The 20,728-nt window shown below is 32.4% G+C and carries 18 protein-coding genes and 2 pseudogenes; 9 read left to right on the top strand and 11 right to left on the bottom strand.

From position 1 onward, the window contains the following. Positions 1-43: 43 nt before the first annotated feature. Both HGO49_RS00100 and HGO49_RS00095 read right to left on the bottom strand, forming a co-directional pair. On the bottom strand, positions 44-238 hold the full coding sequence (locus HGO49_RS00100; protein ID WP_017531765.1) for a hypothetical protein: 195 nt from the start codon (positions 236-238) through the stop codon (positions 44-46). Positions 239-571: 333 nt separating this feature from the next. Next, complete coding sequence (locus HGO49_RS00095) at positions 572-2,611, bottom strand: ATP-dependent DNA helicase RecG (protein WP_017531766.1); 2,040 nt, start codon at positions 2,609-2,611, stop codon at positions 572-574. Between the two features lie 144 nt (positions 2,612-2,755). On the opposite strand from HGO49_RS00095, the gene HGO49_RS00090 reads away from it, so the two are divergent. From HGO49_RS00090 to HGO49_RS00080, 3 genes are all read left to right on the top strand, one after another. Continuing rightward, positions 2,756-3,706 (top strand): hypothetical protein, encoded by a 951-nt coding sequence (locus HGO49_RS00090; protein WP_017531767.1) that lies wholly within the window; start codon positions 2,756-2,758, stop codon positions 3,704-3,706. A gap of 376 nt (positions 3,707-4,082) precedes the next feature. Further along, entirely contained in the window at positions 4,083-5,171 is a 1,089-nt protein-coding gene (locus tag HGO49_RS00085; protein ID WP_096616077.1) for an IS481 family transposase, read from the top strand. Positions 5,172-5,326: 155 nt separating this feature from the next. Beyond that, entirely contained in the window at positions 5,327-6,034 is a 708-nt protein-coding gene (locus tag HGO49_RS00080; protein WP_172758351.1) for an IS6 family transposase, read from the top strand. Between the two features lie 237 nt (positions 6,035-6,271). On the opposite strand, the gene HGO49_RS00075 is transcribed toward HGO49_RS00080, so the two are convergent. Further along, positions 6,272-7,237: a hypothetical protein gene (locus tag HGO49_RS00075; RefSeq protein ID WP_172758499.1), complete on the bottom strand. Its 966-nt coding sequence runs from the start codon at positions 7,235-7,237 to the stop codon at positions 6,272-6,274. Positions 7,238-7,424: 187 nt separating this feature from the next. Between HGO49_RS00075 and HGO49_RS00070 the strand changes: the two genes are divergently transcribed. Continuing rightward, entirely contained in the window at positions 7,425-7,811 is a 387-nt protein-coding gene (locus tag HGO49_RS00070) for a hypothetical protein (protein WP_172758500.1), read from the top strand. A gap of 3 nt (positions 7,812-7,814) precedes the next feature. Continuing rightward, positions 7,815-8,738, top strand: a pseudogene (locus HGO49_RS00065) (IS256 family transposase); the annotation flags it as partial. A gap of 40 nt (positions 8,739-8,778) precedes the next feature. Here the strand turns inward: HGO49_RS00065 and HGO49_RS00060 are convergent. Beyond that, the gene (locus tag HGO49_RS00060) at positions 8,779-9,867 is read right to left on the bottom strand and encodes an IS481 family transposase (RefSeq protein WP_096616077.1); all 1,089 of its coding nucleotides are present in this window, start codon (positions 9,865-9,867) and stop codon (positions 8,779-8,781) included. A 339-nt stretch (positions 9,868-10,206) separates the two neighbouring features. Between HGO49_RS00060 and HGO49_RS00055 the strand changes: the two genes are divergently transcribed. Beyond that, on the top strand, positions 10,207-11,700 hold the full coding sequence (locus HGO49_RS00055) for a proton-conducting transporter transmembrane domain-containing protein (protein ID WP_026092584.1): 1,494 nt from the start codon (positions 10,207-10,209) through the stop codon (positions 11,698-11,700). A 9-nt stretch (positions 11,701-11,709) separates the two neighbouring features. Here HGO49_RS00055 and HGO49_RS00050 read toward each other — a convergent pair whose 3' ends face one another. From HGO49_RS00050 to HGO49_RS00030, 5 genes are all read right to left on the bottom strand, one after another. Next, on the bottom strand, positions 11,710-12,360 hold the full coding sequence (locus HGO49_RS00050) for a VirB8 family type IV secretion system protein (protein WP_017531677.1): 651 nt from the start codon (positions 12,358-12,360) through the stop codon (positions 11,710-11,712). Between the two features lie 29 nt (positions 12,361-12,389). Next, entirely contained in the window at positions 12,390-13,184 is a 795-nt protein-coding gene (locus HGO49_RS00045) for a hypothetical protein (RefSeq protein ID WP_017531678.1), read from the bottom strand. A gap of 36 nt (positions 13,185-13,220) precedes the next feature. Then, entirely contained in the window at positions 13,221-14,072 is an 852-nt protein-coding gene (locus HGO49_RS00040) for a DNA polymerase III subunit delta' (RefSeq protein ID WP_017531679.1), read from the bottom strand. A 17-nt stretch (positions 14,073-14,089) separates the two neighbouring features. Further along, positions 14,090-14,677: an L-threonylcarbamoyladenylate synthase gene (locus HGO49_RS00035; RefSeq protein ID WP_006013379.1), complete on the bottom strand. Its 588-nt coding sequence runs from the start codon at positions 14,675-14,677 to the stop codon at positions 14,090-14,092. A 139-nt stretch (positions 14,678-14,816) separates the two neighbouring features. After that, positions 14,817-15,287, bottom strand: coding sequence for a hypothetical protein (locus HGO49_RS00030; RefSeq protein ID WP_017531680.1), 471 nt, complete (start codon positions 15,285-15,287; stop codon positions 14,817-14,819). A gap of 75 nt (positions 15,288-15,362) precedes the next feature. Between HGO49_RS00030 and miaA the strand changes: the two genes are divergently transcribed. Beyond that, positions 15,363-16,247, top strand: a complete 885-nt coding sequence (miaA, locus tag HGO49_RS00025; RefSeq protein ID WP_017531681.1) for a tRNA (adenosine(37)-N6)-dimethylallyltransferase MiaA — start codon at positions 15,363-15,365, stop codon at positions 16,245-16,247. A 144-nt stretch (positions 16,248-16,391) separates the two neighbouring features. Here the strand turns inward: miaA and HGO49_RS00020 are convergent, their stop codons facing one another. Beyond that, a complete protein-coding gene (locus tag HGO49_RS00020) occupies positions 16,392-17,099 on the bottom strand; it encodes an IS6 family transposase (protein WP_172758351.1) in 708 nt (235 codons plus the stop codon). 105 nt (positions 17,100-17,204) lie between these two features. Here HGO49_RS00020 and HGO49_RS00015 point away from each other — a divergent pair. Next, positions 17,205-17,426, top strand: a pseudogene (locus tag HGO49_RS00015) (DDE-type integrase/transposase/recombinase); the annotation flags it as partial. Positions 17,427-17,485: 59 nt separating this feature from the next. Here the strand turns inward: HGO49_RS00015 and HGO49_RS00010 are convergent. Beyond that, positions 17,486-19,534 (bottom strand): hypothetical protein, encoded by a 2,049-nt coding sequence (locus HGO49_RS00010; protein WP_172758501.1) that lies wholly within the window; start codon positions 19,532-19,534, stop codon positions 17,486-17,488. Positions 19,535-20,205: 671 nt separating this feature from the next. On the opposite strand from HGO49_RS00010, the gene HGO49_RS00005 reads away from it, so the two are divergent. Further along, positions 20,206-20,728: hypothetical protein (locus HGO49_RS00005; protein ID WP_202132370.1), on the top strand; the 523-nt coding region annotated here is incomplete at its 3' end.

Raw genomic sequence — 20,728 nt, 5'->3', positions numbered from 1 at the left:
AAATTTACTGACATTGATATGGATAAATTTGAACATTCCTCCCCTAAGACCTCTTGAGCTTGAGAATTTTTTCTATATATAGGCTGAACATGAATGACATCTGATCATCAATTATGCAAATCTGGATCTTGTTGTGCATACTTAAGTCATTTTGCCAAAATTCCCTTTTTGCACCACCTTTTAAACCTCTTATGTATACTTCTGTAATTGTGGTAAATTTTTGATCATTGGCAGCCACTTCTCCACACTGCTTCCATACATATTATCAACTTCTCCTCGCTTTTACTGTGTATTCCTTTTGTGCTCTTTAAAACGGTATCTTCTATATATATATATATTTATTGTCATTAGGCTAAGTTACCGCTTTTTTTCCATTTTTATACTTCCTGCCCTTGATTAATTTGACCTGCTAACATTTTGTTTACAGAGCCTGCTATTAACTCTGCACAATTTATTCTTATGGTAAAAACTTCTTCTTCACTCTTATTTTTCCTTAACTTGACGAGTATGGTTTATTAAGTACTCCCGTCTGTCAAGGAATTTCCATTGATGAAGGTTATGGCTTAGAAGATTACTGAAATTTTGAAAAATGTAATCTACTTCTGTATTCAAATATATCAAGCAGTAATTCGAAATTATCTGTTGTACCCTGTGCATTATTATAAGCAAGATTGAGCAGCTCTTTATCTTTATATAAATCAGTAAATTTAAACTCCATACATCCTGACTGTTTTGTGCCTAAAATATCTCCACTACCTCTTAGCACCATATCCTTTTCAGCAATATAAAATCCATCTTGTGACTCACACATAGTCTTTAATTTTGCAGACGAACTTTTACTTAGATTGTCGTATAAGAGCACACAAAAAGAAGGCTTATTGCCTCGTCCTACTCTACCTCTCAATTGATGTAATTGCGATAACCCAAACTGTTCTGCATTCTCTATAATCATAATAGTTGCATCTGGTACATCTATACCAACTTCTATCACAGTAGTTGCAACTAGGAGAGAGAATTCATTTCTCTTGAAGGAAAACATGACTTGATCTTTCTGATCTTGAGTTAGTTTTCCATGTATTATCCCAACTCTATCACAAAATGTCTTTTGTAACTCCTGAAAGCGTATTTCTGCTGCGGCAACATTGAGTTCTTCGTTCTCTTCTATATATGGACAAATCCAATATGCTTTTTCGCCTCTATTTATAGCATCTTTCAGTTTTTGAATAATGTCTGATACTTTTTTAACGTTCATAATAACGGTTTTTATTGGCAATCTAGATTTTGGTTTTTCCCTTAAAATAGAACATTCAACATCACCATACATAGCTTGCTGCAAGGTTCTTGGAATGGGAGTTGCAGTAACAAAAAGTATATCGGTATTTTCTCCTTTTCCTACCAACCGATTCCTCTGTATCACTCCAAATCGCTGTTGTTCGTCTATGACTGCGAGTCCTAAATTTTTAAATGTAACGTTAGCTTGAAATAATGCATGAGTACCAATTACTATATTTAAAATACCACTTGCAAGTTCGTTCATAATAATCTTTCTTTCCTTGCGCGCAGTTTTACCGGTAAGCAAAGCAACTTTTATATCAGTACAAGATAGAGCTTCTTCGATCCAATTATAATGTTGCTCCGCTAAGATAGTGGTTGGTGCCATTAAAGCTGCTTGCATGTTATTTTCTACCACATTCAGCATCGTAAAGAGTGCAACTACAGTTTTGCCACTCCCAACGTCACCTTGCAGCAGACTTACCATACGGTATTTGGATTTTTGTCTCTCTGAAATTTCAACTATCGCTCGAATTTGATCATTTGTTAATTGGAACAGTAATTCATTTAAGACCTGCTCTTTGTATTTATTCAATATTACAAATTCCCTTCCTCCTTTTTTTACATGATTTTCCCTTGCAAGCTTTAGTGCCAACTGGTACGCAAATAGCTCATCATAAGCAAGTCTTTCTCTGCAAACTTCTGCTTCTACGAGTGAGCTCGGTCTGTGTAATCTTATGATGCTTTCTTTCCAATTCAGCCATTTCTTTTGCTTGATTAATGTTTCATCTATCCACTCTGGCAAATCAGGCAAATCTTTTAGATTAGAACTTATTATTTTTCTAATGCTCTTGTTAGTAATACCACGACATAATTGGTAAATTGGCTCTATGCAGGCTATTTCTTTAAGTTGATTGATATCAGATAACATATAATCTGGGTGAGTAATTTGCCAATGTTCGGCAAACTTTTCAAGTTTACCACTGATTACTATATCTGTTCCAACTGGAAATAATTTATACAAATATTTAATTGAGTAATTAAAAAAAACTATAAATAAATACTGACTTTCACTTTCAACGATTATTTTATATGGCCTACCTCTAACAGTGGGGCGCTGGTGCTCATACACTTTTGCCACAAAAGTTGTAAATTCTCCCACTTGAGCATCAGGTAGTGATTTACTTCTATCCACATAACTGAGCGGCCTATAAAACAGCAAGTCCATTACTCTGTCTCCACCGCAAAGTTTAGGCAATATTGCGGAATGAAACCTTGGTATATTCTCAATTTTACTATTTAGAAAAGTCAGCACACTTGACTGCTCATCAACATTCATACTGTGTAAAACCGTTTATTCATAATAGAGCCTTACTAAAATCCTGTCACCCTATTATGACTGTCTATGTTAAGTATATTATTGACATATTAACTATTTTTATGTATTATTATACTATCAGCAATTCATACCAAAGTATTAACAATGAACAACTCTATACAGGAAAAAAAGGGAAATCCAGTAGCTACACTCAAAGCTCAGTCAGAAAAGTTCGATTTTAGTAAATTAAGAGCTTCAAGAGATAATAAAGCAGCAAATTCTGGTGAAGCTATATATAAAGATTTTGACAGAATGGACTTTGTTATTAAAGACAGAAATATAGACAAAATCTTAATTAAAGCGCTGGTAAACAGAAATAAGGAAGGATTTGATAAGATTTGGGAAGAATATTGTGAAGATCCGGAAATCCCTAGTGATAAAAAAACTGATCAATATAAAGAAGAGATTAAAAGATTTTACGATTTAGGCAAAGAACACACGCATCTATTACCGAAAGAAGGAGATAAAAACAAGAGTTATCGTGCATTTGCAAAAGAAGTTTTTAAGGAAATATTTGAATATGCCAACGCTCAGGTTCCAAGTGACTCTATCTTAGAGGAATTGGTTACCAATTGTAATCAGGCAGGGTATGAAGCTGGTGTATTTATAGAATCTCAATTTGCACTTAGCCAACATTCATTGCAAATACTCTCACCTAAAAAAGTTATAAATATCTATTATGTTGACCAAAATAATGTGAGTGTTAGATCTGATATGACATTACCAATACTCTCCCAAGAGAGTGATGTTCAATTAGGTGACAAGGTATGCGATCTATCCAGCTCACTAGAATTTACACTTGAATCTCAAGATGGGAAAGATGATGTGATATATAAAGATGGCAAATTGTCACTTACTGTGCCTAGAAAATTGAGAGATTACAAAATTGATGGCAGAAATCTATTTGATACCATTAAAGAATATTTCTACAAATTCTGCGAGAAGTTAGGATTCAAGTTTGAAGTAGAAATAGAGCATGATTTAGGTGATCCGATGAGCTACCTCTTCGAGGTAGATCTGCCCATTCATAGCAATGAACACGAAAATACACCCTAAAACTAACAATTAAAATATTTCAAGTTCTGTTAGCTTATTTGCATAGTCAGTTGTACTAGACGCAACTTAATCTGACAGAAAAACTAATGTCAATCTCTATGTTTGATGCTACTAATATTTTTCTAAAAAGCAATATGCTTGCTATCAAGAAAAGTCTGCATAGCAATATTTACCTAAATGAGGCCTTGTCTCAATTCCTAAATATAGCTGTGATTTTCTGGTTTATCATAGCCCATATCAGTCAAAATGTGCGATAATAGCACCATCAAAGAAAGATATATTAAAAAGATTAGCGGCAGTATTTGTATTAAACAAGACTTGATCTGACACTTTAAAAAAGTAAGTTATAAAATAATAAAAGAAAGGAGTGTTAGAAATGAGTACGATACAAACAAAAATACTAAAGCCGAAACTAGGATTGCTAGAGCTAGCAAAACAGCTTGGAAATGTGTCTCAAGCATGCAAGGTTATGGGATATTCAAGGGATACATTTTATAGATTCAAAGAACTATATGAAAATGGAGGAGAAGAAGCGCTGCATGAGATAAGCAAGAAAAAACCACTTATGGCAAACAGAGTCTCTGAAGACATGGAAAGAGCTGTAGTTAATATTGCAACAGAATTTCCTGCATATGGACAACAAAGAGCTGCAAATGAACTGAGAAAAAGGGGCATAATAATCTCTGAAGGTGGAGTGAGATCTGTATGGCTGAGAAATGACCTTGAGACCTTCAAAAAAAGACTGAGGGCTCTTGAGGCAAAAGTTATGCAAGATGGAATAATTCTAACAGAGGAGCAACTTGCGGCTTTAGAAAAAGTTAAAGAACAAAGGGAAGCACATGGTGAAATTGAAACAGAGCATCCAGGTTATTTAGGTTCTCAAGATACTTATTATGTAGGCAACATCAAGGGTATAGGAAGAATCTATCAGCAAACTTTTATTGATACTTATTCGAGAGTGGCTTTTGCTAAGCTTTATACAGATAAAACTGCTATTACCGCTGCTGACTTGCTGAATGATAGAGTAATACCATTTTTTGATGTACAAAGCGTGCCATTATTGCGCATTTTGACCGATAGAGGTACAGAATATTGTGGCAAACCAGAGAATCACGCTTATCAGTTATACTTAGGAATCGAAAATATTGATCACTCAAGAACTAAAGCCAATTCTCCGCAAACTAATGGCATATGCGAGAGATTCCATAAGACTATGCAAGATGAGTGTTACAATATTATTTTTCGCAAGAAAATCTACAATTCTTTGGAAGATCTGCAGATAGATGTTGATCATTGGTTGCGTTCTTATAATGAGACAAGGCCTCATTCAGGCAAATATTGCTATGGCAAAACGCCTACTCAGACTTTTCTTAATAGCAAACACATTGCTTTTCAGAAAAATATTAGTAGCATGAAACAAGAGACTGATATTAGTTTTAACTACCTCAATTCTTCTGTCAGTTAATTCATCCCTGTCAGATTAAGTTGTGTCTAGTACACTAAAGGGAGTGTTAAACAAAGCATACACATCAAGGGTTCTGTCGCATCTATAGAGCGAAGTCAGTTTCATTTGTAGGAAAATAGAAAAGAAGTAATATAATCATCTTTAAAAAAGCAAAGATGTTGCGTATTAGTCCAAAATTATTGCCCTATTTCAAAGGATTTAGCTTTTCAGCAGAGATAATAATGTTATCAGTATACATGAAGTGTCGATTTTCTTTGAGCTATCGAGATTTGGAAGAAATGATGAGTATAAGAGGAGCGAAAATTGATCATGCTACGCTACAAAGGTGGATTATCAGATTTGTGCCACTGATAGATGAAGAGGTGAGGAAAAGGAAGAAGCAGGTTGGCAGTAGCTGGAGAATGGACGAGACCTACATAAAATTAAACGGTAAATGGGTTTATCTATACAGAGCACTAGATAGTCTCGGCAATACTGTAGACTTTCTGATGTGTACTCGTAGAGACAAGTCTGCAGCACTTGCATTCTTTCGTAAAGCCTTTAGAAGGAATAATCTTCCTGAGAAAGTAGTAATTGATAAAAGCGGCAGTAATATTGCTGCTCTTGATGACTTGAATACGGAAATTCCTGAACCTTATAGAATCACGGTTTTTCAAGTAAGATATCTAAATAATATTGTTGAACAAGATCATAGATTTATCAAAAAATTAATAAAACCAATGCTTGGGTTTAAAAGCTTCCATTCTGCAAAGATTACCATCACAGGCATAGAAAATATTCGTATGATTCAAAAAAGACAAATTATTAAAGCTAATGATAATGGTTCTACTTTTGAAAATTTTGCTATGTTAATGGCTCTATAACTCTCATAATTCCAGTTTTTACAATCTTCTTGTACTACAATTTATAGATGCGACAGAACCGATTGTAGACAATTTGAGTATGATTTTGTTTATTTTGGATGTTATTAAAAGTAAAACTTTTGGCAGTAGCAAAGATCCTATTTCTTTTTATCAGTCAATCAATTTTAACAATACAACTTTTTAATTTATTATTATATTGATTTTGAATTTTCTTTACATGAAACGAGGGATTCTAAATTAACCTTCTAGTTTCCTATATGTAAGCATAGAAATATTTGAATCTTCCAATAATTCCTGAACTTCTTTCTCAGTAAATTTTGCAACTGATTTGTTTTTCGTAGCTAAACTTTCAGAAATACCTTTTCTCCTTTCGATAATGCCTAAATCTTCAAAGTTAACATCAAAATAAAGTAGTTCTAAAATTTCTGCAGCAGAGTTAGATACTTCTTCCTTTGTAATATCAAAAAGTGCTATACAATTAGGGTCAAAAAGTGAAAAGCTTTCTTTAATGTCACTATTTCGCCTTACTAACATTGCATGTCCACTACCATTTAGACGAGTAAAATATAGAGTTGCATAGTATCCAGGTTTTACTTTATCTAGATTTTTGCTAAGTATTGCGCTGTTTATTTTATATTTTCCTGTCGTTCTATCTTGAACCATAATACATTTATGGTCTTCACATGAAACATAATCATTAGGGTAGCAACCATGACGCTCATAAAATAACCTTTCTCTATACCATCTCCCTCGTCGAAAAAATGATGCATCAGAAGAAATCATATCTAATAACTTTTTTTTCTCATCATTTGTAAGTTTTTTTTGTTGATTAGCAAAAACTTTGCTAAAAGCCACGCTATTCCGCAAATAATCATTTTTTATCACCCAGTCACACAATATCTCACATAGTCCTCTTATATATCCCTTTTCTTTCGACATACTAAAGTCTGATAACACTTCCACAAACATACGTAAATACGGGCTACTTAATGAATAATTACTTTTTATCCAATTAGGTATAATCCACCATAACGGGTCAAAATTATAAAATTCCCTAGGTTTTCCTTCTAGAACGTGAAGTTTAAAATAATGACTCTTATGCTTATTAACAAAGTCAATCAAGGGTCCTTGAAAAAAAGTAATAGCATTTTCCAGTTTTTCATCACTTACTATACCTTTTAAGCATTCTTTAAAAGTAGGCATATTGTTACCAAAAGTATAACCTACATCTATATTGGCATTACAATGCTAACAATACATTAATGCTATAAAATTCACATATGAAATGGTAACAGAAACAGTTAAATTATTGATAGAATTGACATATCACAGACGTTATAATAAACTCAGAATGAAATTTAACTATTAAGATTAAAGTGAGGCTAGAAGTATGAGTGGTGTATTTTATTACAAAGAGTTTAATGACCATGATTTAGGTGATGATGAAAATCCTTTAGGAAAAAAGTTCAATGAAATCATTAAAGATTTAGAGGAAAATAAATATACAAACCTGGGAGGTATAAAATTAATAAAAGGCGATGGAGATGTTAAATATTTTCGAGCTAAATTAAGTGACAGCGACAGTTTACTATTTACGAGTATAAAGCATAATGACAAAGATGCTTTTGTTATTTTAGAAGTAATTCTAAATCATGATTACCAAAAATCTAAATTTTTAACAAACAAAGAAAAAATAAAAAACATACACATAGTAAATCAAAGCGATAAGGAAATTTCTTATAATGCAGATGAAATAGATACTCCACAAGACCATTGATGGGGAGAGAGGGTACCGTTTGTAAAAAGGCTACTGGAAGCGAGTCTGGAAGGTAAAATAGTATCCACTGAAAGAGAAGAAAAGAATCGCAGAAACGGAAGAAACTTTGCGGACAAGTGGAAGGTAATTTGAGTTATTAACGCCAAGGGATAGGGATGGAAGTTTTGAACCACAGATAGTGAAAAAAAGGCAAATAACAGAACTTGAAGCAAAGGTTTTAAGCACATAAGCTAGTGGCATGGGGTATAGGGACATAGCATCGCATGTAGAGGAGATACAAAATATCTGCAGCAGAAATATCCCATATTACCCTGCCGTTAATCAATGAATGACGCAGTCGTCCATTACAATCTCAATAGTATTCATGGTTTTTCAAAGTCAAGGAGATTGCGTAAGTAAATGCATGTATAATATGTTAGCAAAATGGCAGAAAAGAAGTACTAGGCTTTTATTTAGCCGAAAGTGAGGTTCTGGTTAGGAGTGTTAAACGACCTAAAAGAAAGAGGAGTAGAGGATGGATGTATTAAAAAGTTTTCCTGCAGCTATAAATAGCTAAAGCAGAAATGTATAGTGTATCAGATAAAAAATTTACTGAAATATGTATCCAGCAAAAACTTTCATGAGTGATCTGAAGAAAGTATATCAGGCTTCAAGCAGAGAAATTGCTGAAAATTATTTACTTGAGCTGATGGAGCGAAAAATATCCTTTGGTCATAAAATCGTGGCAAAACAATTGGGAAAATTTATTTTAAGTATTCTGGTCCTGTTAGAAAGCTAATTTATACCACCAATCCAATTGAGGGATTGCATAGGCAAATCAGGAAATTTACCAAGACCAAGGGAGCATTCACTAGCATAAATGCCTTGTACAAGTTGGTATATTGTGCTATAAGGAAGGTGGAGGAAAAGTGGACAATGCCTGTACATATTAACTGTACTAGACACAACTTAATCTGACAGGGATGAATTAACTGACAGAAGAATTGAGGTAGTTAAAACTAATATCAGTCTCTTGTTTCATGCTACTAATATTTTTCTGAAAAGCAATGTGTTTGCTATTAAGAAAAGTCTGAGTAGGCGTTTTGCCATAGCAATATTTGCCTGAATGAGGCCTTGTCTCATTATAAGAACGCAACCAATGATCAACATCTATCTGCAGATCTTCCAAAGAATTGTAGATTTTCTTGCGAAAAATAATATTGTAACACTCATCTTGCATAGTCTTATGGAATCTCTCGCATATGCCATTAGTTTGCGGAGAATTGGCTTTAGTTCTTGAGTGATCAATATTTTCGATTCCTAAGTATAACTGATAAGCGTGATTCTCTGGTTTGCCACAATATTCTGTACCTCTATCGGTCAAAATGCGCAATAATGGCACGCTTTGTACATCAAAAAATGGTATTACTCTATCATTCAGCAAGTCAGCAGCGGTAATAGCAGTTTTATCTGTATAAAGCTTAGCAAAAGCCACTCTCGAATAAGTATCAATAAAAGTTTGCTGATAGATTCTTCCTATACCCTTGATGTTGCCTACATAATAAGTATCTTGAGAACCTAAATAACCTGGATGCTCTGTTTCAATTTCACCATGTGCTTCCCTTTGTTCTTTAACTTTTTCTAAAGCCGCAAGTTGCTCCTCTGTTAGAATTATTCCATCTTGCATAACTTTTGCCTCAAGAGCCCTCAGTCTTTTTTTGAAGGTCTCAAGGTCATTTCTCAGCCATACAGATCTCACTCCACCTTCAGAGATTATTATGCCCCTTTTTCTCAGTTCATTTGCAGCTCTTTGTTGTCCATATGCAGGAAATTCTGTTGCAATATTAACTACAGCTCTTTCCATGTCTTCAGAGACTCTGTTTGCCATAAGTGGTTTTTTCTTGCTTATCTCATGCAGCGCTTCTTCTCCTCCATTTTCATATAGTTCTTTGAATCTATAAAATGTATCCCTTGAATATCCCATAACCTTGCATGCTTGAGACACATTTCCAAGCTGTTTTGCTAGCTCTAGCAATCCTAGTTTCGGCTTTAGTATTTTTGTTTGTATCGTACTCATTTCTAACACTCCTTTCTTTTATTATTTTATAACTTACTTTTTTAAAGTGTCAGATCAAGTCTTGTTTAATACATAATAACTATATCTCAGCTTGACATTTTCTTTCCCCACAGATTGAAAATTGAGTTGAACTAAAAATTCGCTTTGACACACTTTTTTGAACATTCTCCTTTATTAATTAATATATAAAATAGTTTTTTCTTATTTCCTTTCTTCCTTACGCCACTTCTTCTTAACTTGATGCGTATGGTTTATTTAACACTTCCGATATACAACTAAAAAATAGCAAATTCTCTATAACTTGAATATAATTCTAGCTTTACCTAAACAGAAAATTTAATGGACTATATCTTAATGTATCTTTCCTTACCATTCTCAATTACTGAGAATTACTTATTAATTACTGCGTTGATTCCGCTTTTAAGTGCTTTTGTTATCTTTTTTACTGGTAAATGGCCAGGAGTGAACAATAGTATTACTGTCATTTCTTCTGTACTTCTGTTTACATATACGTGTCTGTGCACTTTATATTGGGTATATGGTGATCATTCTCAATTTATTCTCATGGATTTTGGTAATAATTTGCACATCAGTTTAAAGCTAGAGTCTACCGGATTAATATTCAGTTTATTAATATCATTTTTATGGGTGCTGACCAGTATATATACAATATGTTATATGCAGAATAACTATGCTGATAGCAATCACTCAAGTTTTCTATGCTTTTTTTCAATATCAATTAGCTGTGCAATGTTTATTGCTTTTTCTGGAGATTTGCTCACTACATTTGTCTTTTATGAGCTTCTAACTATTAGTACATACCCTCTGGTTACTTACAACTCAACAAATAAGTCAGTAGTTGCAGGACGCTATTACTTTGGCGTGCTATTTTTCTCTTCTTTGGTATTATTTTTTCCCGCAATAGGCCTCTTATATAATGAATTTCATACTTTAGATTTTGTAAGTGGTGGAATATTCAAATTTGATACTTCACTCATCACTTTCATTGCAGTGTGTTTTGCTATGCTGATTTATGGAATAGGAAAAGCTGCATTAATGCCAATACATTTTTGGTTACCAAAAGCAATGGTTGCACCAACTCCTGTAAGCGCACTATTACATGCCGTTGCTGTTGTGAAATCCGGAGTTTTCATCATCATAAAAGTCATATTATACACCTTCGGCGTCGATACCATGCAACGTTTTGTGCAGCAAAATTGGTTTGCTGGAGGTTGGCTTCCATACGCTGCTGGATTTACTATCATTACTGCATCGTTGATTGCATTAAAGCAAAAGGAATTAAAGAAATTGCTTGCTTACTCTACCATCTCCCAATTGTCGTATATTATATTGTTCGCTTCAATTTTTAGTGAATTCAGCATGAAGATTGCAATTTTTCAATTAGTTTGCCATGCATTTGCAAAAATTACTTTATTTTTTGTTGCAGGTATCATAATAACAAAAACAGGTGAAAAATATATAGATAGAATTCACGGTATAGGACGTAGTATGCCAATTAGCATAACAGCATTTACCATAGGTGCATTATCCATGATAGGAGTACCTCCTGCTCCGACCTTTTGGAGCAAATTTCTCATCTTTCAAGCTGTTTATAACTCTAGTAATGTAACACTTTCTGTATTTGTAGCTCTGGTGTTAATTTTTAGTACTATACTCAACGCCCTATACTTCTTACCGATAATTTACAACTCCTTTTTCTTAAAACCTTCTAGAAACTATTTTATTAAAAAGACACCAATTCTTCTAATTTTACCTCCAGTTGTTACTGCTGCATGCACTTTAGTTATTTTTTTTAGCTACCAAATAATGTGATAAACATAATCATCCGTACTTATAACTATTAACAATAAACTTAAATGGCACTATATCATCCAAAGTTGCTTTTATGTTTGACAAAGTGAAATTAACTTCCACAGTGGAGTCTTTCATCTTCTTATTTTGCTCTGCTGTAAAAACTACAGTAGCGTTTCCAGCAAATGTAACTAAGTTCTTGGCCGATCGGTCAATAGATAGTGTTGTTATGTTTATGTTGGTAATTTTTCTTGTAGATGAAATAGATGTGTTGTTCACTTTTTCCTGAAAGTTTTGGTAAATTTTGTATACAGAATTGTTTTTTATAAAATTTTCTTGATACTTTGGCTCAACAGTCTGAAAGGACTCATATGCTTCAATGTATTGACTTACCAAGTACCTTGCTATGGAAGTGTATTCATCTTTTTTTTCACTAAAGCTAAGTTTATGTATTGCAGAGAACTCATCTTCTGTGTGGTTCGTGTACTTCACAAAATTTAAATCTTTTTTAATAGGAAGTAATAGGTATATGTTTAGTAGTAATAAAAATAAACATACTAAGAGAAGTAACGCTATTAACGCCATCCAAGATCTTTCTACAACGCAGAACAGGTATCTGTGGCAATACCATTCTACTGCTTTCCTGAAATAACTTTTGTTTTTTACTGATTCAACTTCCATAACCTAATTATAATAACTCTATAAAAACTTTAAAATATGTCTAAATTTTCCAAAATAGGATGAATGATTATATCACCTTGTTCTGCAATAAGGTGAAATTTATCAATTTTCTTCACATCTAAATTTATCATTTTTATACTGAAGCTTTCAGGATCATAAGTATTACTTTCTGCACTTTTGTGATAATTATAGTAGTGTAATTTATTTTGATCATCAAAATAACCAAATTCATCAGCAAGGGTTCCCACTTTTCTGCCTTTACCGTCTCTGACTAGCTCAAATAGATCAATTACATGGTTTTCAGATCCAGGCTCAATAAGACCTTCTACAGCAAAAAATTTAGGTGCATGACCAACATACTCCTTAAATTTTAGATTATTAGTCTTTTTTACACTACCAAAATCCACGAATTTATATTCATCTGAAAGATCAGAATATTGTGGATCATACTTTTTATATTCAAAAAACTCATTACCCAAGAAATTACAAAACGTTAGTTTATAGTCATCATGATTGGATTTAATAACTTTAAGATAATGAAAATCTCTAGGAATCTTTACTTCCTCTTTCGTAATATGATTACGTACAACAAGCTCACTACTGAGCATATAATAGCCAATTTTTGGCAAAGTAGCTATATTGATTGCCTTATTGAGCTTAAAATTTGCTTCATAGATACCACTTGATAGCTCCTTCCCTTTTTCTAAAGTGACGTCTTGGTCTAAAGCTGTATTCTTGAGTAAACTCAATTCTTTCTGCATGTTCAATATGGTTTTTGTTAAAATTTCTATTGATTGCCATAAAGTTAATTTATTATCAGTCAAACTATATACTTTAAGTATTAAACTATCAGGATTTTATCATGAATTTATGTTAAAAGTATTATATTTTTGTGTCATGATGTTAACTACATTAGCTAAAACATGCTTTTTATCTAAGCGAAATTGCTTTGCAGCAACGAAAAGTTCATCTATTTCTTTCCATTGACTTAGCAAAATTTCAACATTATTTACTTCTTTCTTTATACTTTCTAAAATGGAGGTTTGAATGATATGTGATGCTAGTTCTAGCTCAATTTCACTATTAATTATTTTATTAACTATATCAGAATTATTTAGATTACGGAAAAATGTATAAAAATGCTTATGTGACTCATAAGCACCACTGTTTATTGCATTTATTATTACTCCCGGAGTTCCAGGAAACAAAGTAATGATCTCACTAAATATTTTATCGTCGAATTTACACTGAGATGAAACAACCTGCTTTGTTTTATCGTAAGTCAATGGAAGTAAATTCAGCTGAAAACACCTACACCGGATGGTGGTTTGTACATCATATGGCTTATGGCTAATTACAAATATTTTAGAATTTTGTGGCGGCTCCTCTAATATTTTTAATATTGCATTTTTAGCATTATTAGTCATTGACTCTAAGCTATCTATTATAGCTATTTTATATTCTGATTGAATGGGGCTTAAGTGCAAAAAGTTTTTCATTTCTCTCACCTTTTCCACTCCTATTGTATCACCTTCAACAATGTGTAAGTCTAATGCTACTTCATCGTAATTTTTTATAAGAAACCAATTAGAAAAGGATTTTGCGAATGTTGCTTTTCCTATACCTTTTTTACCACAGATCAGCCAAGATTGAACAGACAAGTTGTTCATTATCTTTTTTTTTGCTTGGTTGTGGCCTATCACCTTTTTCATTCTCTCTCCTATAGATCTTAGTTTGAAAATTCGTTATTTATTGTTTGTAATGAAATTTTACCTTTTCTTAAAACCTTAATCTTGTCTCCAGTTAAGTCAATAATAGTAGATTCTATACCAGAAACTAATTCATCATCTTCAATTACTGCAGATAAGTGTTGCTTAATAGACTGAGGTATATCTCTTGCTTTGCATATACTTTTTTCTCCTGAAATGTTAATACTAGTTGCAACTACTGGAGTTTTCAGTTCATTTAATATTGAAATCGCAATAGGATGATCAGGAATTCTTATGCCTATACTATCTTTAAAGAACTCATTTGGTAATATACTGTTATCTTGAAGTGGTAAAATATAGGTCATTGGTCCAGGAGAAAAATAGTTTATTAAATCGATATACTCTTCCTTTACCTTTGCTATATTTATCAAACTATCAATATTACTAACAAATACAGAGAGCGGCTTGTTTTGAGAACGCTTTTTTATTCGATATATTTTTTCTATAGATTCGTTACCTAGCGCATTACAAGAAAGAGCATATACTGTCTCTGTTGGAAAGCATGCTAACAAATTATTTTTTATTGCATTTATTACTTCAAATACCATATAGCTAAAACTTATGTCTACAATAGCTCTGGGTTTACCGTTATCTCCCTATATGGTAGCAATTAAGATACCGAAATGGCTACTGTTGTATACTTACAGTCAATTTTATCAGCAACTGCTCGTTTTTACAACAAATCCGCTACAATCCGAACTCCTCATTGATTTTATCGACTATCGTCTGTGGTGGATCATCTCCCCATCCTGAATATAAAATCTCTCCATAATCTGCAACATCTATAGAGCCAGTTCTACTTTTTGCCAGAAACATTTCTCTTTTATCTTTATCAACTAATACATAGTGCCAAGCTGATCTTCCTCGATCTTTACCACGGACTAAGTATATGAGATCTGATCTACTTCTTCTTGTTGCATCAGCAAAGGATCTTTCATTGATAGTCCTGCTTTTACTCTTTATGCCGCCACTTTCAGAAAAAGCTTCCTTGGCTTCAGCTTTTTTGTTTGCCAATTCAGAAATTTTTCCTTTTGCTCCTAGTGCATGTTCTTTGGTGTTTTGAGATGAATACTTACTGGAAAAACCTCCTCTTGTCTCATTAGAAGTCCTATTTGTAAAACGCTTAGTAAATGAGTTATCGTTATCATTTCCTGCCATAAAAGTCTCCAAATTTTAGATTGTAGAATCCAAATTTTTACTACACCCTATCATAGGTTAGTTAAATTAATATAAATGGACGATAATATAGTAATTATTACAGGAATTACAGCCTCAGGTAAATCAGAATTATGCGATAACTTGATAAAAAAGCATAAAAACATTAGCATAATAAACTGTGACTCAAAGCAGGTATACAAAGAGATTCCCGTAATTACTGCTCAACCACCAAAGCAGAAAGAATTTTATAGGCTATACGGTTATGTTTCAGCAAGAGAAAATTATTCCGTAGGTTTATGGCTAGAGGATTTAAAGAGGGAAGTTAACAACGCGCTGAAAAATTCACGAATACCCATCATCACTGGAGGAAGTGGGCTTTACATTAGCAGCTTAATCAAGGGATTATCATCGATTCCACAAATAAGCCAGGAAGTGAGAGAAAACGTAAATGAACTTAGAAAAAATTTAAGTAAAGAGGAATTCTACAAATTAGTGCTAAGCAAAGATCCAAGGATTCAAGGTAAAATATTTATTAATGACTCGCATCGCCTCTCAAGAGCACTTGAAGTTATCACTGAAACTGGCAAGACAATCTTTGTATGGCAAGAAAATAGACAGCCTCCTTTGTTCAATAATTTTAAGGTATATACAATTCTACCTAAACGTGAGGATATATACCGAAAAATAAATTCTCGTTTTATTGAAATGGTTGAAAATGGAGCAATTGATGAAGTAAAAAACCTACTTAGCATGAACCCATCTCCACATTTGCCAGCTATGAAAGCACATGGAGTGCCAGAAATTATAAGATACTTAAAAGGGGAGATTACTTTAGACGAAGCAATACAGATTGCTCAAACAAACACAAGGCATTATGCAAAACGCCAGTACACTTGGTTTAAAAATCAATTTCCGAATTCTCAAGTGATTGACTTTGCAAATAAATTGACAGAATTTTAGATATTTTGATTATTAATGTGTACTAGACACAACTTAATCTGACAGGGATGAATTAACTGACAGAAGAATTGAGGTAGTTAAAACGGTTCTGTCGCATCTATAAATTGTAGTACAAGAAGATTGTAAAAACTGGAATTATGAGAGTTATAGAGCCATTAACATAGCAAAATTTTCAAAAGTAGAACCATTATCATTAGCTTTAATAATTTGTCTTTTTTGAATCATACGAATATTTTCTATGCCTGTGATGGTAATCTTTGCAGAATGGAAGCTTTTAAACCCAAGCATTGGTTTTATTAATTTTTTGATAAATCTATGATCTTGTTCAACAATATTATTTAGATATCTTACTTGAAAAACCGTGATTCTATAAGGTTCAGGAATTTCCGTATTCAAGTCATCAAGAGCAGCAATATTACTGCCGCTTTTATCAATTACTACTTTCTCAGGAAGATTATTCCTTCTAAAGGCTTTACGAAAGAATGCAAGTGCTGCAGACTTGTCTCTACGAGTACACATCAGAAAGTCTACAGTATTGCCGAGACTATCTAGTGCTCTGTATAGATAAACCCATTTACCGTTTAATTTTATGTAGGTCTCGTCCATTCTCCAGCTACTGCCAACCTGCTTCTTCCTTTTCCTCACCTCTTCATCTATCAGTGGCACAAATCTGATAATCCACCTTTGTAGCGTAGCATGATCAATTTTCGCTCCTCTTATACTCATCATTTCTTCCAAATCTCGATAGCTCAAAGAAAATCGACACTTCATGTATACTGATAACATTATTATCTCTGCTGAAAAGCTAAATCCTTTGAAATAGGGCAATAATTTTGGACTAATACGCAACATCTTTGCTTTTTTAAAGATGATTATATTACTTCTTTTCTATTTTCCTACAAATGAAACTGACTTCGCTCTATAGATGCGACAGAACCAATTCCTGAACCTTATAGAATCACGGTTTTTCAAGTAAGATATCTAAATAATATTGTTGAACAAGATCATAGATTTATCAAAAAATTAATAAAACCAATGCTTGGGTTTAAAAGCTTCCATTCTGCAAAGATTACCATCACAGGCATAGAAAATATTCGTATGATTCAAAAAAGACAAATTATTAAAGCTAATGATAATGGTTCTACTTTTGAAAATTTTGCTATGTTAATGGCTCTATAACTCTCATAATTCCAGTTTTTACAATCTTCTTGTACTACAATTTATAGATGCGACAGAACCTATATGCTCAGCTCTTGGGGAACATATTTAATTATATCTTCGTAAATACGTTCCTTGTTGTTCAAGTAATCGATATTAATATCTGTAATTTTACCAGCTTTACGAAGGAGTATAGCAAGCCTCAAAGTCGACTTTACGCTAGGTTTAAAATTTTTAAATATACTGACAAATACCTTACCAGTAACATTATCTGTTATTGCTTTTAGCTCTTTAGTGGTAACAGAATTGATCTTCTTAACAGCATTTTGATCTTTTAGTAGTGTTATAATCCTTTTGTCATTTAAGCTTGCACTATCAAGTAGAAGTCGAAATTTTTCAGTATTAATAGAATCGATAAAATTCCGACTTTTTAGTAAATCCATAACCATGGAGCGATCAAACTTACTACTACTAGATATAAGTTCAAGTTTTTCAAGATCGATAGAATTGACTCGAACGAATAGACTCTGATCTTCTAGTATTTCTCTAACATCTGTAGAATCAAACTTAATGCTTTTGCATATAATTTTTAATCTATTACCATCAATAGAATGGAGTTGAGGTAATGAAGTCTTTAGTATTTCTGCAATCTCTTTATCTGTAAAAAAATAATCACTTTTCATGATACTAACTTTACTATCATCAAGAGAATTGATTTGATCAAACAAACTCTGATCTTTTAGTAAATTCATAATATATCCTTGATCAGAATACTTAAATATCAAGTCAAATATTTTACAATTCATCGAATTGATACGTTCAACAACTTCCTGATTTTCTAGTAATTCTATAATAGTACTGGTATGATAAAATTGCCTCAATACGAATTTAGATTTTCCAGGATCAATCAAATTGGTAAGCTTAATAAATTCTCGATCTTCTAGTATTCTTATAATATGTTCACTAGTAAACTTATCATTCTCAAATATGTATTTAAGTAGTTCTTCACTAATAAGGTTGATATTCTCAATAGTGTTTGGATTTTTTAGTAATTCTACAATAATACTGGTATCATTAAACTTATCAGTATTAAGTATGATTTTAAATTTTTTAGGATCAATCGAATTGATACGTTCAAGAATTTTCTTATTTTCTAGTAATTTTATAATACCTTTATTACTAAAATAATTATTCTCAACTATGTATTTAAGTGCTTCTTCATCAATAAGATCGATGTTCCTAGCAGTATTTTGATTTTTTAGTAATTCTACAATAATATTGATATCATCAAACTTACGACTACCAAGTATGAGTTGAAATCTTTCAGGAGCAATCAAATTGATGCATTCAACAACTTCCTGATTTTCTAGTAATTTTATAATACCTTTATTACTAAATTTATCACTCTTAATTATATATTCCAACTTTTCTTTATCAATAAGATTGATGTTCCTAGCAGTATTTTGATTTTTTAGTAATTCTACAATAATATTGATATCATCAAACTTACGACTACCAAGTATGAGTTGAAATTTTTCAGGATCAGCCGAATTGATGCATTCAAGAATTTCCTTATTTTTTAATAACTTTGTAACATCTTCATCACTAAGCTTACCACTTTCAAATATGCATTTAAGTATTTCTTCATTAATATAAAACTGACCATCGTCAACAGTTCCTTTATTTCCTAGTGCTTCTTTAGCAAAGTTATTCAGATCATTTTTTTCATCTTCCTCGTAATCAGAATTATCATAATATCCATAATCTCCTTCATTCTCCTCACTATCACTACTTTCAAATTCATTGTTGATATTGCAAACCTCCCCACCTTTTAGTATTTCTAGAATATTGTGTTCCGGAGGTGCATCATTTAGCATGGAACTAAACATTTCATCATCGAAATCGTTGATGTTATCAACAATTTCTTTATCTGATAGTAATTCTTCAATACCTTTGTGACTAAACTTATTATGATACTTGCATAAGATTTTAAGCTTACTGTAATCCATTGAATTAATGCCATCAACAACTCTTTGATTTGATAGTAATTCTCTGTCGTAAGTCTTACGTATCAGTTGAAGTTTTTCGTTATATAAGTCTTCTGCATTGCCTGCCTTATCAAAATCCATAATCTTATTTCAATTTACTTAATTTTAATTTTTAATAGATAAAGTCAAGATTTATTTATTTTTTATATTTTACAGAAAGTTACTAACAATTAATTTAATTTCCTTCAGCTTCAGAAATATACTATAAATTAGCACCATAAAAATCTTGAATGTTTACTTTTTCAAAAACATAAAAACATCGTATATTTGCGAGAACGCGTTGTATAAAAACATGATTACAAAAATAGAAGATTTAAATTATTTTCATAAGCTTAGGCAAAACAGTTCCTATGTAGATATGGATGAAATGGGCTAATATGGCTAGTTTTAGCGTATAATGAAATCACTATATTAAAAAGTTCGTATGGTACACATGGTAGACCAGCACATCCCAAGACAAACTCGTTCTCACGGTCCTTGATTTTGAGCGCTGGAAATGATATTTTACTTGAGAGTCTTAATAATATATTTTGCTAAATTAATATTGATTTACTTGCGGAAGAATAATGAAGACAAGCTCATGACGAAACAAAATTCAAAATAAATAAAATGTCATGTATTGAGTCTATTAAGGGTCTTTTGCCTAAAACTACTTTGGGTTAGAAAATTTTTCTATACATAATGGTAATTGACAAAGTTTTAAAGGTAGAGCAACATGTCTAAAATATATTAAATCTTGTTAAGGGGTAAGTATGGGTTACGAAAATGTACAAAAGGTATTACTAACTTCCATTAAAGAGGATGATCCTCATAAAGGGCTTAAAGAGTTAGAGATTAAAAGATGGTGTATTGCATATCAGACATTGCTGAATAAATGGGATAGCACAATAATACCACCCCTTTTTAAGAAAGTTTTAGAAGATGAAACTTGTTGGAAGATAGAAGATGCTTCAGGACAAATTAGACTCAATAGGTATACTTTCGGGGAAAAATTGTTAGCCTTGAAAACTTTAGATGGGCAAAGAAGTCTTATTAGACCCTTTGATCGCTACAGAATTGCCTGCTGGTGTTGTTTTGAAGACGAGATAAGAGCCATTTTTGAAGAATTTAAATTAACATTAGGTAGTAAACCAGTAGAGAGTTTAGTTAAGGGATGTGATAAAGGGGCTTTAATGATCTATTGGTCACATGCTATGAATAACCAAGAACATCAGTTGGAATTAAATAATGAGCATCCATATGTTTACGCTTTTAAATGTGCGATGCTAGAAAAGC

This window comes from Wolbachia endosymbiont of Diaphorina citri (assembly GCF_013096535.2).
Lineage (GTDB): Bacteria > Pseudomonadota > Alphaproteobacteria > Rickettsiales > Anaplasmataceae > Wolbachia.
The sequence above is the reverse complement of the archived record's forward strand: the minus strand, read 5'-3'. Positions and strand labels throughout refer to the sequence as shown.

Bases quoted from the DNA above. Each gene is read 5' to 3' on its own strand.
- HGO49_RS00035 (WP_006013379.1), bottom strand. From the start codon at position 14,677: ATGGTATTTGAAGTAATAAATGCAATAAAAAATAATTTGTTAGCATGC.
- HGO49_RS00075 (WP_172758499.1), bottom strand. From the start codon at position 7,237: ATGCCTACTTTTAAAGAATGCTTAAAAGGTATAGTAAGTGATGAAAAA.
- HGO49_RS00060 (WP_096616077.1), bottom strand. From the start codon at position 9,867: ATGAGTACGATACAAACAAAAATACTAAAGCCGAAACTAGGATTGCTA.
- HGO49_RS00095 (WP_017531766.1), bottom strand. From the start codon at position 2,611: ATGAATGTTGATGAGCAGTCAAGTGTGCTGACTTTTCTAAATAGTAAA.
- miaA (WP_017531681.1), top strand. From the start codon at position 15,363: ATGGACGATAATATAGTAATTATTACAGGAATTACAGCCTCAGGTAAA.
- HGO49_RS00080 (WP_172758351.1), top strand. From the start codon at position 5,327: ATGTTGCGTATTAGTCCAAAATTATTGCCCTATTTCAAAGGATTTAGC.
- HGO49_RS00050 (WP_017531677.1), bottom strand. From the start codon at position 12,360: ATGGAAGTTGAATCAGTAAAAAACAAAAGTTATTTCAGGAAAGCAGTA.
- HGO49_RS00090 (WP_017531767.1), top strand. From the start codon at position 2,756: ATGAACAACTCTATACAGGAAAAAAAGGGAAATCCAGTAGCTACACTC.
- HGO49_RS00085 (WP_096616077.1), top strand. From the start codon at position 4,083: ATGAGTACGATACAAACAAAAATACTAAAGCCGAAACTAGGATTGCTA.
- HGO49_RS00055 (WP_026092584.1), top strand. From the start codon at position 10,207: ATGGACTATATCTTAATGTATCTTTCCTTACCATTCTCAATTACTGAG.
- HGO49_RS00030 (WP_017531680.1), bottom strand. From the start codon at position 15,287: ATGGCAGGAAATGATAACGATAACTCATTTACTAAGCGTTTTACAAAT.
- HGO49_RS00020 (WP_172758351.1), bottom strand. From the start codon at position 17,099: ATGTTGCGTATTAGTCCAAAATTATTGCCCTATTTCAAAGGATTTAGC.
- HGO49_RS00070 (WP_172758500.1), top strand. From the start codon at position 7,425: ATGAGTGGTGTATTTTATTACAAAGAGTTTAATGACCATGATTTAGGT.
- HGO49_RS00040 (WP_017531679.1), bottom strand. From the start codon at position 14,072: ATGAAAAAGGTGATAGGCCACAACCAAGCAAAAAAAAAGATAATGAAC.
- HGO49_RS00010 (WP_172758501.1), bottom strand. From the start codon at position 19,534: ATGGATTTTGATAAGGCAGGCAATGCAGAAGACTTATATAACGAAAAA.